The organism is Niveispirillum sp. BGYR6, from assembly GCF_027568365.1.
Lineage (GTDB): Bacteria > Pseudomonadota > Alphaproteobacteria > Azospirillales > Azospirillaceae > Niveispirillum.
The window spans coordinates 331,487-346,638 of sequence record NZ_JANLNL010000001.1; the positions used below are offsets into that span (position 1 = coordinate 331,487).

Consider the following 15,152-nt stretch of genomic DNA (forward strand, 5'->3'; position numbering starts at 1 on the left):
GCCGGCGCTTACAACGCCGGCCGCGTTCCGGTTACGGCTTCACCGGATAGGGCTGGGGGCCGCCCAGATCGCCGGGATGGCCCTTGATGCGGGACAGCACATTCTGCACGGCGGTGACCAGTTGCGCATCGGGTTCGCCCCGCATCGCCGGCTGGTCGAAATCCACCTCGATATCCGGGGTGACGCCTTCGCCTTCCACGATCCATTCGCCCTTGGGGCCTGCCAGGGCATATTGCGGCACGGTCACGCTGCCGCCATCCAGCAAAGGCCCCAGATCGCCAATGCCAATCACCCCGCCCCAGGTGCGCTTGCCGATCAGCGGTCCGCGCCCGGTCTGTTTGAAGGTCCAGGCCATGGTGTCGCCGTCGGACATGGTGGTCTCGCTGACCAGCATGGCCATTTCCCCGGTAAAGACCTGCGTATAGCCGCCCCAGGGATAGGTCTGCGGCTGCTGCACGCCGCGCACGAAGCCGCGTGTGAAGGCCGGGCGCAACAGCCGCTCCAGGATCATGCGGGAGACATTGCCACCGGTATTGCCCCGGATATCGATGATGATCCCGTCCTTGCGCAACTGGCCATACCAGTCCTTGACGAATTCCGTCAGGCCGTTGCTGGTCATATCGCTGATATGGACATAGCCGATGCGGCCGCCGGACAGTTTCTCCACCAGCCGCTGGGCCGCCAGCCGCTCCTCATGGCGCAGCAGGGGGGCCTCGCTGCGCAGGGTGCGGACCAGCAGGCGGCGTTCTACATTGCGGGACTGGCCCAGGGCCAGTTCAACCACCTGTCCGCCCTTGCCGGCCAGGGCCTGATAGGGATTGGTGCTGGCATCCAGGGGCACGCCATCAATAGCCAGCAGGAATTCCCCCAGCCGGACCTTGCTGCCCAGCGCGTTCAACGGCGACCGATAGAGCGGATCGGCCTTGTCCCCTTCAAAAACCTTGGTGATCCGCCACAGCCCGGCCGCCTTGTCGAAGGTGAAACGGGCGCCCAGCAGGCCGGTATCGGGCCGTTTGGGCAGGTCCTGGTCCCCGCCATTGGCATAGGCGTGGCTGACATTCAGGTCGCCGATCATCTGGCCCAGGATGTAATTCAGGTCAGCCCGGTTGCCCAGGGCCGGCAGCATGGCCCGGTAATGCTCCCCGATGGCCTTCCAGTCATGGCCATGCATCCCGGGATCATAGAAATAATCCCGGTAAAGCCGCCACGCCTCGTTGAATATGGCTGCCCATTCCTGCGGCGGGTCGATGCGCAGTTTGATGCGCTCCAGCTCCAGGCGCTTGGGCTCCCCCGCCAGCCCGCCGGGGCTGATGCCGGCGACGCGCAGATCGGCCTTGCCCTGCCGCAGCAGGATGGTTTGCTGCCGGCGGTCCAGCTCATAGCCCATCAGGTCGCCGGTGATCTTGTTGGGCTTCTCCTTGCCCAGCGGCAGGGCGAACAGCGTTCCCTGGCTCGGCCCCTCCCGGCCGAAGCTGGCGGGATCGCTGATACGGTACAGCAGGCTGTTGCCGGGGCCGAAATTCAGATCGCTGTAATTATCCTTGCCGATCGGTACCGGGATCAGCCGGTCGGCCAGCCCGTCCATATCCACCGGCGGCGGGCTCTCCGGTGCCTTGTCCTTGCCCTTGTCCGGTTCGGTGCCAGCGGGGCTGCCATTGGGGAAGGGGTTGGGTGTGTCCTTTTGCAGGGCCAGCAGATAAAGCCGTGTCTGCCGGGTAGCGGCAAAGTTCCACTCGGTCTCACTGATCTGCAGGTTCACATCGCGCACGGACAGGAAAGCCAGATAGCGCCCATCCGGCGACCAGACCGGTTCCCCACTGTCATAGGCGGGATCGGTGGCGGTGACGGTCTGGCCATTGCGCGAATCCCAGATGCGCAGGGTGCGCATATCGTTGGGCTGTAACTCGGCATAGGCGAGATAGCGCCCATCGGGCGACCATTCATATTGGCGCAGATCCCAGGATTTGGTGCTGCCCACCTGCCGGCGTTCGCCATTGGTCATGTCGATGCTGAACAGGGTGCCTTCCCGGTCCAGCACGGCCACATGCGCGCCATCGGGCGACCAGACGGGGCGGTAATAGCGGGTCTGGCTGTTCTTCGTTACCTGCCGGGGGGTGCCGCCGCCGGCGGGCACCACCCAGATTTCCTCATCCCCGCTGGCGTCGGAGAAATAGGCGATGCGCCCGCCATCGGGCGACCAGGCGGCATCGCGGTCATGCGCGCCGGGACTGTGGGTCAGGTTGACCACAGCGCCCTGCTGGTCGGACGGCATGATGAAGATATCGCCACGGCTGATGATGGCCACATGCTGCCCGTCAGGGGCCAGGGCGCTCCATTCCAGCGTTTCTGTCCCCCCGACCAGACGCGGCATCCGGTCGACATCGGTGGCCGGAACGTCAATATCCAGCGGCCGGACCTTGCCGGTTTTTGCTTCGTAAAGCCTGAGGCCGGCGCCGAACTGCATCACCACATCACCCGCCGCGTCGGCACTGGCGAAGTCGGCCCCATCCTCGGTGAAATCGGTCAGCTTACGGGGATTGGCCCCGTCTGCGCCGGCCTGATACAGGTTCATGTGCCCGTCCTGGTCGGACAGGTAATAGATGCCCTTGTCGGTCCACATCGGGTCACGCTCGGTACGCGGCGTGTTGGTGATGTTGGTCAGCGTCAGGTTCTGCAGATCGGCGATATAGAGATCTGGCGCCCAACCGCCCTGATAACGCTTCCAGGTGCGAAAATCGCGGAACAGCGGGGAGAAGAGCAGCTTCTTCCCATCGGGGGAGAAGGTACCGCTGCCGCTGCGGGCCATGGGCAGGGTCTCGACTGTGCCATTATCCACTGAAACGGTATAGAGCCGGGAATCGGTGGCCTGCGGTACATCCTGGAAGGACCGGAACAGCACGGCCGACCCGTCCGGCTTCCAGCCCGTCACCTGATTATCGCTGCCTGAACGCGGGGCCATCGGCCCGCGCGCGGGGTACCAGGTCAGCTGGCGCGCCGCGCCGCCGCTGGCCGGGATGATGAAGACCTGTTCATCCCCGCCATATTGGCCGGTAAAGGCAATCCATTTGCCATCGGGGGAGAATTTCGGGAACAGCTCCAGCCCCGGCCCGTTGGTCAACTGGCGGGCCGCCCCGCCATCGGTTGCGGCGATCCACAAATCCCCGGCATAGGAGAAGACCACCTGATTGCCGTGGATATCCGGGTAGCGCAGCAGCCGGGGCTGCCCCGCCGGGGCGATGCTGGCCAAGCCCAGCACAGCGCATCCGGCCAGCAACCAACCTTTCATGCGAATGTTCAACAGGCGCAAAACCCTCTCCCTGATCTTCTTTATCGCGCGAAGCATACCGGCGGCCAAAGCGAGGGCCGCCGGCTTTATAACCGACCTCAGAAGGTCTTGCCCAAGCGGAAGGTGATGGTACGGCCCCGCAGATCATACAGGTTGCTGGGGACCGACCCGGTGCGATAGGTGAAACTGTCGGACCCCATCACCGGCGGCTTCTTGTCGAACATGTTGGTGACGCCAAGCTGAGCGAACATGTCTTCGACCAGTTGATATTTCACACTGACATAATGGGTCATATAGCTGCCGACCTTCAGCTTCTCCGTCACCTTCAGGCAGTCATTGCGGTTGCCGGGCTGGGTCCGCCCGGCATAGGCACCGCAATAGGTGAACAGATTGCCATTGTCGTAATATTTGGCATCGTTGGTGGGGCCGATAAAGTTGAAGCCGTAAAAGCCCGTCCATTTCCCAATGTTCAGGCTGGCTTCCACCCAACCTGTGGTCTTGGGGTTGCCGGACAGGCCGTTGCGATCCTCGTAAGAGGTTTCATCCCGGCGCAGCGTATTTTCCAGCACCCAGTTCCATTGCACATCAATGCCAAAGCTGCCGAAATCGGTGGGCTGGCGGAAGTTCAGGGAGAGATCGATGCCACGCTGAGTCTGCCGGGCCAGATTAACCAGCCGGTCATCGACCACTGTAATGGCGCGGGTGGTCGGGTCGCGGATGATCTTGGCACAAAAGCTGTTACCGGGGAAGGTGGGGTTGTTGTAACAGCGGTTGATGATGCTGCCGACACCATAGGACGCCACCTCATTATTCACGGCGATGCTGTAATAATCCACCGCGATGTTGAGATTGGCAAAGGCGGGCGTCAGTACAAGGCCGACACTCTTGTTGCGGGAGGTCTCCGCCTCCAACTGTCCCTTGCCACCGCCGGTAACGGCGGTGATGCCGCTATTGGCCGGATCGAAATCGGGCGCGAAACCTTGAGCGGTGCAGTTCGCGGTGACGGTGGCGGTGGCACTGTCGCCATAACGCCGGCAGGGATCAATATAGGAATAGAAGCTGAGCTGGTTGGCCAGATAAAGTTCATAGAGCGAGGGTGCGCGAAAGGAGGTGCCGGTGCTGGCGCGCAGGGCAATCCAGGGGGCGACCGTCCAGCCTAGCCCGGCCTTATAGGTCTCATCCGACCCGAAGCTGCGATATTTCGTGTAACGGCCGGAACCGGTGAAACTCAGTTTCTCCACCAGCGGCAGATCGGCCAGCAGCGGTACGCCAACCTCCCCGAACAGTTCCTGCACCGTGTCGGAACCCTTGGTGATCCCGGCGGTGGAGGAGGCGAAGTAATTGCCGTTGCGGGCATTGTACCCTGGCGTGTCGTTCAGGTGCTGATAGCGCAGGGCAAAGCCCGTGGCCACATCCAGCGGCCCCGCCGGCAGATCGAACAGTGAACCGGAAATGGAACCGTCAATGCCGGCCTGATCAAATTTGGTCCGCCCCGTCTCCCGCCCCATCAGGAAGTCGCGTTCTTCTTGCGTCCAGTTCTGATCTACCAGGAAGCGCTTGGACAGCCAGGGAATGGAAACGCAATTGGCGGGGCCGGAAATGGTGATGCGGGATGGGTCGCAGGCCACGCCCGGCGCCGTGGCGGCGTCCAGCCGGTCATTATAGAAGAAATCGCTGCTGTAGCGGCCATCGGACCGGCCGGCATGGCCGGAGACATCCCAGGACCATTTGCGGTTCAGCAGCGGCATGTCCAGCGTGCCGCGCAGGCCGCCGGTGGCCTGACCATAATTCACCGTCTGGCGCTGATACTGCCCCATATTCATCTGCGGCTGCACCAGCCCGGTCGATGACCCGTTGCTCGCCTGGATCAGCCCCTTTGCCACCGTATTATTGGGGTTGGTCGGGGACAGCAGCGGATAGAGGAACTGCCAGGTGTCGGAGGAGGAGACGCGCCGGTTCAGCAGCAGATTGCCATAGGCTTCCACATCATTGCTGACCTGATAGGCGCCGGAGATATAGAGACTGCCTGTTTCCAGGGGCGCGATGCTGTCGGCATTCTGATAGGCGGGGCTGTCGCTGGTGCCGTAGGTATAGGTCTCTGGATAGCCACCACGGGCCGCGCGCACCCAATCCGGCAGGCTGGCCCGCAGACCCAGTGCTGTGGCCGGATAGGCGGGGTTGCCCGGCGTCGGGTCATACTGGAACCAGCCGCCATAGAAACTGTAATCAAAGAAGATGCCAGTGGGGTTCAGGTTACGGCACTTGATATTGCCATTGGCATCCAGCAGATCGGTACGCTGGCCGGTTGTGGCATCAAAGACGTAATCCTGCGCGCAGGATGTGCGGGACCGCTGGCGGTTCTTCAGGGATTCCTGGCGGCGATATTCCGCACCGATATTGATATAACCGTCGCCATAATCCTTGCCCCAGAACATGGAGCCTTGAAAGTAATTGCCCCCGCCATGCTGGGAGACATTGCCATCCAGGTTCATTTCCAGCCCCGCCGAGGCACGGCGGGGGATGATATTGACCACGCCGGCAATGGCGTCGGACCCGTAGATGGAGGAGGCGCCACCCGTCAGCACCTCCACCCGGTCAATAATGGAAGAGGGGATGGTGTTCAGGTCCACCTGACCCACCCGGCTGCCCGTACCCGCGGGCGTCAAGCGGTGACCGTTCAGCATCACCAGGGTGCGCCCGGCCCCCAGATTGCGCAGGCCAATGGTCTGGGCATTATTGCCGCCATCCACCACCATGCCGCCGGCCGTCGTGGCGGACAGGCGGTTATTGACCTGCTGCGTGCCCATGGCCGCCACGGCGCGGTTGATGATGCTGGCCGTATCGAAGGCGCCGGCATTGCGAGCCGTCTCTGCCTTGATCACCTGCACCTGATTGGGACTGTTATATTCTGAACTGAGCCGCGATCCGGTGACGACGATTTCGTCCAGCTCATCCGTGTCGGTGAGGGCTGGGGCGGCCGCGGCGGGGGCCGGGGATGCCAGCAGGTTGGGATCAGCCGGCTGTGCCAGGCTGCTGGTGGACAATAGAAGAGTAATCGCGGAACCGCTGCCCAGCAGCGCCGCCTTGAGGATTCTGTTCATTTTGCTTCCCTGCTCGGGCAAGCCCGCCGATCATTATGCAGAGGGCACAGCTTTTCCCGGGCCGCCCGCTGCCGGGCGACATGGAAATAGCGGTCCCCGCCGTCGGCAGGTCATGCTGATATGATGGTCGATGCGGAGAGTGCGCCCGCAATCCGGGCGTCAGGGATCAACTGGTGATGGACATGGCTGCGCCCCCAAAGCGGTTTCCGTGCTTTTCGGCGCCCCATCTGTTTTTGTGCCTGAGAGTATTACCCCGTCGGCGGACGGCCAGCCGCAGCTTCCGTCACTTTCCAGATTGTAATCCCGAGCCGCATGGTCCGTTTGCCTGAGAGTTTCCGGGGCGGTTGCTCCTTCGGCGCCGGCCAAGGCCGGTCTCTCCCATGTGCTCCTGCTAACGGGTGTTAGGGTGGCTTAATGAATAATGCGCTGTCAACCCATGCTGTGTAATGAAACAAGGTAAATTGCTGCCAACTCGTAATAAGAAGAAATTCGCATTATGTGCGCCGCAACATAGGCGGGCTGCGGGTTTTGCCAGCCATACCGTTGTCTGTTAGTACCGCCGGAAGGGGATATGCGGCGTATTGTCGCATTTAAATTGCAATAAGAAATCAGAATTGATCGCATTTTTCCCAAAAAAACAACAGTAATATGTAGTAAAATTTCAACATCCAAAGGGGGCAACCCTGAGCGCAGGAACAAGTTTACCCTGATCGTTGGCGCTTCCGTCAGCGCCTCATGTACGGACATGGAAAGTGAGGGCGTCGCCTCTCCCAGGTGGATGGGGGGGAGGTCGGGGTGCTCACTTAACCTCCAGTTACTTGACCAGTCTGTCAGCGTTATAGATGTTGCGTATGATTTCTGGCATATGGCTTTCATATATTTTTATTTCTTGATTGTTTTTTAAATGTATGAAGTAATATATTATTATATTGGTAAATTTTACAGAGGTGAAAATGAAAAAGATAAATTTTTCTATAATTTTTTTGTTGGTTATTTTATCTTTTCCTTCTATTTCATACGCTTTTATATGGTCTCCAGACCTTGCTTGTGATGGCAATTCTGATCCGAATGATAACTCATCTGGGTACGAATTCCGTGGTGGGTACTACGACTTAAATCATTATGAAAAGGTGATAAAGTGGCTTAGTCGTGATAGATCACGCGACAGGCCTGAACCTTGGTTGAATGATCCAAGAAAACTTGAAAACCTGGGAGAGTTGTCACTTTTCTACAAAAATACAATCCATCATGATCTATCAAATAAAGATGATGTGAAAGATATTGAATATATTTTTTTTAAAAATATATTCAATGACGCAATAATAAACAGCAAAAAAGAGTATTGGACGATCAGAGATGAAGGAATGTTTAGGTACTTATTCGGATATTCATCTACCAAATACGGCATCCAAATCAATGACATTAACATCGTTAAGGAGGGGGTGAGCGAGTTGCGAGCCGCTGCTACGCTTGTGGATCAAATCCCGGAGGATATTTTCTCCAGTGATGCTTTCTGGCAGCGGATCGAATATCGCCTTTCTCTTCTGAATGCCCTGTCCTGGCTGTCGTATCGGGGGGCGGCAAAGCCGGAGGAAATCGAAGAGTTGATCGCGGACATCCGGAAAACCGAAAACCGACTGACAAGAGCGATTGACGGCCCGAATGCCGAAAAAATACCCCGTGATGAATTTTACCGGCGACAGGTTCTGCGGTTCAATACCAACTATCTATTGGAGGTTTTCATCATCCATTCCCTGCCGGACAGGGCCAATGCCGGTTCCATCCAAAAATTGGATAGTATGATGCAGACAATGTACAGCCAGAACGAAACGCTGAATATCTGCCGCAGAGCCTATCTGTATTGGGGATATGTTGCCAAGGCGGCCTTCTATAATCGGATGAAGGACCAGAAATCCCGGAAAATGATGCTGGATTTCTTGATCCAGTCGCGGGATTTGGCAGATGTCAACCAGCAACCCGGCCCCCGGCAACGGGTTGAGCGCTTCATCGCGGAAAAACGGATGCCCGATGACAGGGTTTTCCGCTGATAATGATGCCCCGCTGGCATCCCGATACGGGGACGCCAGCGGGTTGATGGGGAGCGATTACTTCACCCCCAGTTCCTTGATCAACTGGTCGGCGCCATAGACGTTGCGCAAGGCCTCCGTCATGCCGCGCACATCCACCATCACCGTGCGGTTGCGCTTGGGCTCATAGCCATAGTCGCCCGACAGGCTGTGGATATTGCCGTCAAACACCAGGCCGATCACCTCAGCCTTGCTGTTCAGCGCCGGGGAGCCGGAATTGCCGCCAATAATGTCATTGGTGGTCACGGCATTGAACGGCGTGGACATGTTGACCTTGCCCTTGGCTTGATCCCAGCGGGTCGGCAGGTCGAACGGGGCGGCACCAGTATCGCGCTCATAGGCACCGGCGAAGGTGGTGTAGGGTTCCACCTGATGGCCGTCCAGCTCTTCCCAGCCCTGCACCTTGCCGTAGGACAGGCGCAGCGAGAAGGTGGCGTCGGGATAGACGCTGTCGCCATAGATGGCGAAGCGGGCCTTGGCGATGCGGGCCTGGGCCTGCTCCACCGGGGCTTCCACTTCCTCTTCCACGGCCTTACGGGCGGCGCGGGCGGCCGGATCGATGGCCTTCATCAGCTTGATCAGCGGATCGTCGGACGCATCGATGGCGGCCTTGCCGCCTTCGAACAGGCGCAGACGTTCGGCCGGGTCAGACAGCTTGCTGGCCGTGATGGCGGCATTGGCCACCTGATCGGGCGACTGCTTGCCCAGCACCGCCTTGACGATGGCATCGTCAGGGCCGAACGCCTCCCGCAGCTTGGTCAGGGAGAAGGACAGCATGGCGATTTCCAGATCCTTATGGACCGGGGCCGGGTTGGACAGGCGCTGCTTCAAGGCCGGCAGGCGGGCATCGCTGAATTCCCGCAGACGGTCATTATTGGCCAGCTTGCTTTCATCGGCGGCACGCAGCAGCGAACGGGCAAAGCCCGCCAGATCGCTGTCAAAGGCGCGCATCCGTTCCAGCATAATGTAACGTGGGAACAGCTGGGCATAGCGGTCCTGGGCCTTGGCGATCACCTCGAACGCATCGCCCACCTCGGCCGACAGCTTGGGATCGGCGGCGATCTTGGCCCGCAGTTCCTGTTCGGCCTTCACCTTGGCGCCGAAGAACTCCTTGTCGGCCAGGGCCTGCTGGCGACCATGCCAGACCTTGATGCCATTTTCGGTATGGGCCAGCGGCTCAAACGCCTCACGGCGGCGATCGGCATTCTCCCGGCCGAATTCGATCAGGCGGCCACGCCGCTCCTGCGCATGGAACAGGTAGGAGGTGGCCACCTCATCCCGCACGAATTCCAGCTCGGCGATGGTGCGCTGGCGGGAGGTGGAGCCGGGATGGCCGGACACGAAGGTGGCTTCACCCGGCTTGGTGCCCTGCTTGGACCATTTGAAATGGTTGGGGCTCTTCAGCGGCTTGCCGTCGGCGCCATAGACGCGCAGCAGCGACATGTCCAGGCAGTAGCGCGGGAAATTGAAATTGTCCGGGTCGCCGCCAAAGGCGGCAATGCCGGCCTCCGGCGCGAAGGCCAGCCGCACATCCTGATAACGCTGATACTTATAGAGATTATAGCGGCCGCCCTGATAGAGGGTCACCACGTCGCAACGCAGCGACGCATCGTTACCGGCGCATTCCTTTTCGATCTGGGTCAGCGCGGCGCGGCGGGCATTGGCGAAATCCTGCCCGTTCTTGCCGGCGGTCGCCTTGTTCACCTTGTCGGTAACGTCGATGATATCGGTCAACTGGTTGACCTCGATCCCGGCGCACTTGCGCTCATCGGCGCGGTCCTTGGCCAGGAAGCCGTTGGCCTGCACGTCATCATTGGCGCTGGACAGTTCGGCCACGCAGTCGGCGACGCAGTGGTGATTGGTCATCACCAGCCCTTCGCCGGACACGAAGCTGCCGGAGCAGCCGCCGGCCAGACGCACCGACGAAAGCTGCACCTTCTTCAGCCAGGCCGGGTCCGGCGTGAAGCCGGTCGCCTTGGCGATTGCCGCTGTCGGCACATTGTCCAGCGTCCACATGCCTTCATCGGCATGGGCGACACCCACCATCAAGGCGATCGTCGCGGCGGTCGTTGCCGCGAGGCGCATCGGCTTCACCATGGATTTGGTTCCTGTTCTTTTTCGCGTTGGATTGCATTGCCCGCGCCCGTGCCGGCGCGTGACGGGCGCAACCATGCGCCCGCCTGTTGCGGCGGTCAACCGGCTGTGCCAAATGGCCCTATCGGGTTAACTGTTTGCGGCCCGACGGCGCATGAAATCATCCAGGGCGCCAGTCATCTCGGCGATCAGCTTGGCCCCCATCGGGTCACCATTGGCATGGTCCCAGACCGCGCCCAGCTTGGGATGGTTTTCGAACACATCCATCGCCCCAAAGGCCGGCAGGAACTTCTGCAAAAAGAAGCACGCGGGCACGACAGCGCAATCAGCCAGGGTGAAAGCGTCGCCGATGCACCAGGGTGCAGCTTCGATGAAGGTTTCCAGCCCATCCATGCCGCGCCGCAGCTCCGCCCGCTTTTCCGCCACCAGGGCGGCATCACGGTTGATCGGGTTCATCTGGCCCAGCAGGCCCAGCAAGGCCGGCAGCACATAAAGATCAATGGCGCGGCTGATGATGCGGGCGCGGGCACGCGCCACATCATTGCCGGGCAGAATTTTCTTTTCCGGGAATCGTTCATCCAGGAATTCGCAGATGACTTCCGATTCGATGATGCTCGCATCACCGGCCACCAGGGCCGGCATCTTGCCATAGGGGTTGATGGCCAGATATTCGGGCGATTTCAACCCCGCACCCGGCGGCGGCACCAGGGGAATGTCCAGTCCCTTGAAGCGGATGGCCAACACCACGCGGGTGACATAGGGGCTGAGCAACACGCCATAGAGCTTCATCACACCAAATCTCCGGGCTGGGCCCGGCAGATGACCGGGCGGCCGAATTGTATTTCCTGACGCCTACATAGCGCGGTCCTGGCTTTGACGGTAGCGCCCAACTGCGCCCCTGCCAATGCTGCATCCGCGTCATCAGCCGAAAGGGGAACCAAGGGGCTGCCGACACTGTTATCAAGGGTGGGAAAAAGGGGGCAGAACACCATGGGCATTCTCACCGTCACGCACACAACCACCTATGATTATGCCAATCCGGTGGTGCTGGGGCCGCATCGGATGATGTTCCGTCCGCGCGACAGCCACGATCTGCGCCTGCTGGAAACCGGGCTGGTGATCGATCCGCGGCCCAGCGACCTGCACTGGATGCATGATGTGTTCGGCAACTCGGTGGCGCTGGCCCGGTTCGATGGCATCAGCACCCGCCGGCTGAGCATCGAAAGCCGGATTGTGCTGGAACAATTTCCGACCGGGCCGGGCGATTTCTCGCTTGAGGATTATGCAAGCCATTACCCGTTCAGTTATGACGCGGCGGAGGTGCCGGATCTGGGCCGCACCATGGAACGCCATTATCCTGACCCGGAGCATCAGGTTGATGAATGGGCGCGCCGGTTTGTCCGGTCGGGGGCGGGCGGGCTGGTGGAAACCCTGCCCATGTTGCTGGCCATGACGGCCGCCATCCGCAACGGCTTCACCTATCAACCGCGTGATGCGGAAGGTACGCAAAGCCCGGTGGAGACGCTGGCGCGGGGCAGCGGTTCCTGCCGGGATTTCGCCCTGTTGATGATGGAGGCGGTACGGAGCCTGGGGCTGGCTGCCCGGTTCGTCAGCGGCTATCTCTATGACCCGACAGTGGATGGCGGACCGGGCGGCACCATCGGCGCCGGTGCCACCCATGCCTGGATGCAGACCTATCTGCCTGGAGCCGGCTGGGTGGAGTTCGATCCCACCAATGGGATTGCCGGCGGGTGCAACCTGATCCGCGTGGCGGTGACACGCGATGCCAGCCAGGCCGTGCCGCTGACCGGACAATGGACGGGCGCGCCGGCCGACTATCTGGGCATGAGGGTGGCCGTCAGCGTGACGGCCGGTCGCTGAGATGAGACGGCTGGGAGAGAGCGGCCTTGACCTGCCATTATCCGCCGGGCGATCAAGGATGTCGTTTCCACCGCCCTGTGGAGTTTCTCCCGATGCGATATGGCGCCGGCGTACCCTCACGCCGCCTGCTCGTCTCCAGCCTGTCGTTGGTTGTGCTGGCCGGCGATGCGGCCGCCGCCACGGCGCTGCCGCCCAGCTTCTCCGCCGGTCTGGCCGGGCCGGTGCTGACCTATCTGCATCTGTTGGGCCTGCTGGGGCTGGGCCTGTGGCTGGATATGCAGGGCCAGGGCAGCCCTGGCACCGGTGCCGCCCTGGCCCTGGTGGCGGGGCTGTTGTTTGGCGTACTGACACGCTCGGGCATTCACATCCCCTATGCCGCTTATGCGCTGGAGGCGTCACTGGTGCTGTTCGGCGGGTTGCTGGCCTTCACCGTCTCCCTGCCCAGGGTGCTGGGACTGGTGCTGGCGGCCATTGCCGGGGCGCTGCATGGTATCGCCCTGTCACAATGGGATGGGGCATCGAGCAGCCAGTGGCTGTTCTGGCCGGGGCTGGTGGCCGGGTGCCTGCTGGCGTTGAGTGCTGGAGTCGGCCTGTCGGCGACGCTTTACCAGTTTGGCGGTGCAATGGCTTCCCGGCTTGCGGGGGCAGCCATTGCGCTGGTCGGTGTGCTGTTGCTGCTCGACGTCATGTGATGGTCTCGGCTTGGCGATATTTTCGCCACAGCCGGGTGAAATCCTTTGCTCACTTCTTCAATGCACCGCTTTCTGCCGGTTGTTGCGCAGGCGTTCCGGTTGCGCCGGTGGCTGGCGGGGCGCACCATAGGGCAATTGAACCATGAGCGATCGGATGCACCGCGCCATGCAGTTCCGCGCCGGACCCGCAGACACCCTTTCCGACCCGTTGCACCCCGCTGCCCCGTCAAGAAGACGGCTGCTGCTGCTGGCAGGGGGCGGCCTTCTGGGGCTGGGTCTGGTGCCTGGGGCCCAGGCCCAGCAGCCAGGCGATCAGGTGCGTTTCTTCCAGATCGGCACGGCGACCACCGGCGGTACCTATTTCCTGATCGGCGGGTTGCTGGCCAATGCAGTCTCCAACCCGCCGGGTACGCGCCCCTGTGACCGGGGCGGCAGTTGTGGCGTGCCGGGCCTGATCGTGGTGGCGCAATCTACGTCGGGCGCGGTGGAGAATGTCAATCTGCTGCGGCAGCGTCGGTTGGAATCGGCCCTGGTCCAGGCCGACATTGCCCATGCCGCGATTGAGGGCAAGGCGCCCTTTGAAAAGACGGCCTATGCTGATCTGCGCGCCATCGCCAATCTTTATACCGAAACCATCCATCTGGTTGTGCGCGCTGACGGTGGCTTGAAAAGGCCAGGGGATCTGAAGGGTAAAAGGGTGGCGTTGGGGGAGCAGGGGTCGGGCACGCTGGTAACCTCCCGCGCTATCCTGGCCAGCTATGGCCTGTCGGAAAAGGCGGTCAATCCCGTCTATCTCAGCCCGGCGGCGGCCGGTGACCGGCTGGTGGCGGGCGAACTGGATGCCTTTGTCATTGTCGGCGGCTATCCGTTGCCGGCGGTGTCGGAACTGGCGCGGCGCCTGCCGATCAACCTGTTGCCCTTTGATGATCCCAAAGGGGAACAGTTGAAGAAGCGGTTGCCCTTCTTCACCGAAAGCCGCATTGAGGCTGGTACTTATGAGAATGTGCCGGCCACCAGCAGCCTGGGGGTGGGCGCGCAATGGCTGGTGCGTGGTGATATCAAACCCCAATTGGTGCATGACATCACCGCCGCCCTGTGGAACGACCAGACCCGGCTGTTGCTGGATGCCGGGCATCCCCGCGGCAAATCCATCCAACTGCGCACGGCACTGGATGGTTTGGCCGTACCCCTGCATCCGGGGGCCGAGCAATATTACCGGGAGGTGGGGTTGACGGCGGAAACGGCAGCCGCCCCGCAAGCAGGCGAGGGCGGCAAGAGCCCGCATTGAGCGTCGGCCAAAAAGGGGTTGTGATATTTTAGGGCGATTGGCCCTCGTGCCCGGCGCGGTGGCGGCCTATACTGGCCGCAACCCTGCTGATGGCTGACCGTACATGAAGAAAATCATCATCCTTGTTCTGGCCCTGCTGGTGCTGATCGGCGCCGGTGCCGGTGCCTATTTCATGTTCCTGGCCAAACCGGCCGACGCTGAACATGCCGAAGCCAAGGAACCGGTGAAGAAGGTCCGCACTGGCCCGCCCTCCTATGCCACCATTGGCCCGATGATCGTGCCGGTAATGGGCCAGACCAAGGCGACGCAGAACATCATCATCACGGTCAGCCTGGAAGTGGATGACGATACGGTCCGCGATGAGGTGAGGGCGAAGGGACCGCGCCTGATCGATGCCTATGTGCAGGCGCTTTATGGCTCCCTGGATAAGGGGCAGGTGATTGATGGCCAGATCCTGAATATCCCTGCCATCAAGGATGAATTGAAACAGGTGACCGACAAGGTGGTCGGTCCTGATATCGTGCGCGATGTGCTGATCCAGTCGGTCAGCCAGCGCCCGGCCTATTGATCAAGGCTGGGAAATATCGGATCAAGCTATATCAAATCGATAGCATCGGATTGATGTCGTTTCCGGTGCGTGTCATGCTGATCCTTGCCAGAGTGCCGCCGGCCGTCCGGCCCGTTCGCTCAAGAAGCGGCACCATCCATAGGGTAAGGAAACGA

At 61.1% G+C, this 15,152-nt stretch carries 9 protein-coding genes and 1 riboswitch; of the genes, 5 read left to right on the forward strand and 4 right to left on the reverse strand.

The window, feature by feature from the left end:
* Nucleotides 1-31: 31 nt before the first annotated feature.
* Both PCJ49_RS01400 and PCJ49_RS01405 read right to left on the reverse strand, forming a co-directional pair.
* Complete coding sequence (locus tag PCJ49_RS01400; protein WP_269909368.1) at nucleotides 32-3,286, reverse strand: S41 family peptidase; 3,255 nt, start codon at nucleotides 3,284-3,286, stop codon at nucleotides 32-34.
* A gap of 98 nt (nucleotides 3,287-3,384) precedes the next feature.
* Nucleotides 3,385-6,387, reverse strand: a complete 3,003-nt coding sequence (locus PCJ49_RS01405) for a TonB-dependent receptor (RefSeq protein ID WP_269909369.1) — start codon at nucleotides 6,385-6,387, stop codon at nucleotides 3,385-3,387.
* A gap of 303 nt (nucleotides 6,388-6,690) precedes the next feature.
* A riboswitch (glycine riboswitch) is annotated at nucleotides 6,691-6,778 on the reverse strand.
* A gap of 562 nt (nucleotides 6,779-7,340) precedes the next feature.
* Between PCJ49_RS01405 and PCJ49_RS01410 the strand changes: the two genes are divergently transcribed.
* Complete coding sequence (locus PCJ49_RS01410) at nucleotides 7,341-8,435, forward strand: hypothetical protein (protein ID WP_269909370.1); 1,095 nt, start codon at nucleotides 7,341-7,343, stop codon at nucleotides 8,433-8,435.
* 57 nt (nucleotides 8,436-8,492) lie between these two features.
* On the opposite strand, the gene PCJ49_RS01415 is transcribed toward PCJ49_RS01410, so the two are convergent.
* Nucleotides 8,493-10,571, reverse strand: coding sequence for a S46 family peptidase (locus PCJ49_RS01415; RefSeq protein ID WP_269909371.1), 2,079 nt, complete (start codon nucleotides 10,569-10,571; stop codon nucleotides 8,493-8,495).
* A gap of 126 nt (nucleotides 10,572-10,697) precedes the next feature.
* Nucleotides 10,698-11,357, reverse strand: a complete 660-nt coding sequence (locus tag PCJ49_RS01420) for a glutathione S-transferase family protein (RefSeq protein WP_160105643.1) — start codon at nucleotides 11,355-11,357, stop codon at nucleotides 10,698-10,700.
* Between the two features lie 201 nt (nucleotides 11,358-11,558).
* Here PCJ49_RS01420 and PCJ49_RS01425 point away from each other — a divergent pair, with 201 nt between their 5' ends.
* The 4 genes from PCJ49_RS01425 (at nucleotide 11,559) to PCJ49_RS01440 (ending at nucleotide 14,997) form a co-directional block, all read left to right on the forward strand.
* Nucleotides 11,559-12,449, forward strand: coding sequence for a transglutaminase family protein (locus PCJ49_RS01425; protein WP_269909372.1), 891 nt, complete (start codon nucleotides 11,559-11,561; stop codon nucleotides 12,447-12,449).
* A gap of 92 nt (nucleotides 12,450-12,541) precedes the next feature.
* Nucleotides 12,542-13,141 (forward strand): HupE/UreJ family protein, encoded by a 600-nt coding sequence (locus PCJ49_RS01430; RefSeq protein WP_269909373.1) that lies wholly within the window; start codon nucleotides 12,542-12,544, stop codon nucleotides 13,139-13,141.
* A 142-nt stretch (nucleotides 13,142-13,283) separates the two neighbouring features.
* The gene (locus PCJ49_RS01435; protein WP_269909374.1) at nucleotides 13,284-14,429 is read left to right on the forward strand and encodes a TAXI family TRAP transporter solute-binding subunit; all 1,146 of its coding nucleotides are present in this window, start codon (nucleotides 13,284-13,286) and stop codon (nucleotides 14,427-14,429) included.
* Between the two features lie 103 nt (nucleotides 14,430-14,532).
* The gene (locus tag PCJ49_RS01440) at nucleotides 14,533-14,997 is read left to right on the forward strand and encodes a hypothetical protein (protein ID WP_089287262.1); all 465 of its coding nucleotides are present in this window, start codon (nucleotides 14,533-14,535) and stop codon (nucleotides 14,995-14,997) included.
* The last annotated feature ends 155 nt before the right edge of the window (nucleotides 14,998-15,152 follow it).

Bases quoted from the DNA above. Each gene is read 5' to 3' on its own strand.
- PCJ49_RS01400 (WP_269909368.1), bottom strand. From the start codon at position 3,286: ATGAAAGGTTGGTTGCTGGCCGGATGCGCTGTGCTGGGCTTGGCCAGC.
- PCJ49_RS01405 (WP_269909369.1), bottom strand. From the start codon at position 6,387: ATGAACAGAATCCTCAAGGCGGCGCTGCTGGGCAGCGGTTCCGCGATT.
- PCJ49_RS01410 (WP_269909370.1), top strand. From the start codon at position 7,341: ATGAAAAAGATAAATTTTTCTATAATTTTTTTGTTGGTTATTTTATCT.
- PCJ49_RS01415 (WP_269909371.1), bottom strand. From the start codon at position 10,571: ATGGTGAAGCCGATGCGCCTCGCGGCAACGACCGCCGCGACGATCGCC.
- PCJ49_RS01420 (WP_160105643.1), bottom strand. From the start codon at position 11,357: ATGAAGCTCTATGGCGTGTTGCTCAGCCCCTATGTCACCCGCGTGGTG.
- PCJ49_RS01425 (WP_269909372.1), top strand. From the start codon at position 11,559: ATGGGCATTCTCACCGTCACGCACACAACCACCTATGATTATGCCAAT.
- PCJ49_RS01430 (WP_269909373.1), top strand. From the start codon at position 12,542: ATGCGATATGGCGCCGGCGTACCCTCACGCCGCCTGCTCGTCTCCAGC.
- PCJ49_RS01435 (WP_269909374.1), top strand. From the start codon at position 13,284: ATGAGCGATCGGATGCACCGCGCCATGCAGTTCCGCGCCGGACCCGCA.
- PCJ49_RS01440 (WP_089287262.1), top strand. From the start codon at position 14,533: ATGAAGAAAATCATCATCCTTGTTCTGGCCCTGCTGGTGCTGATCGGC.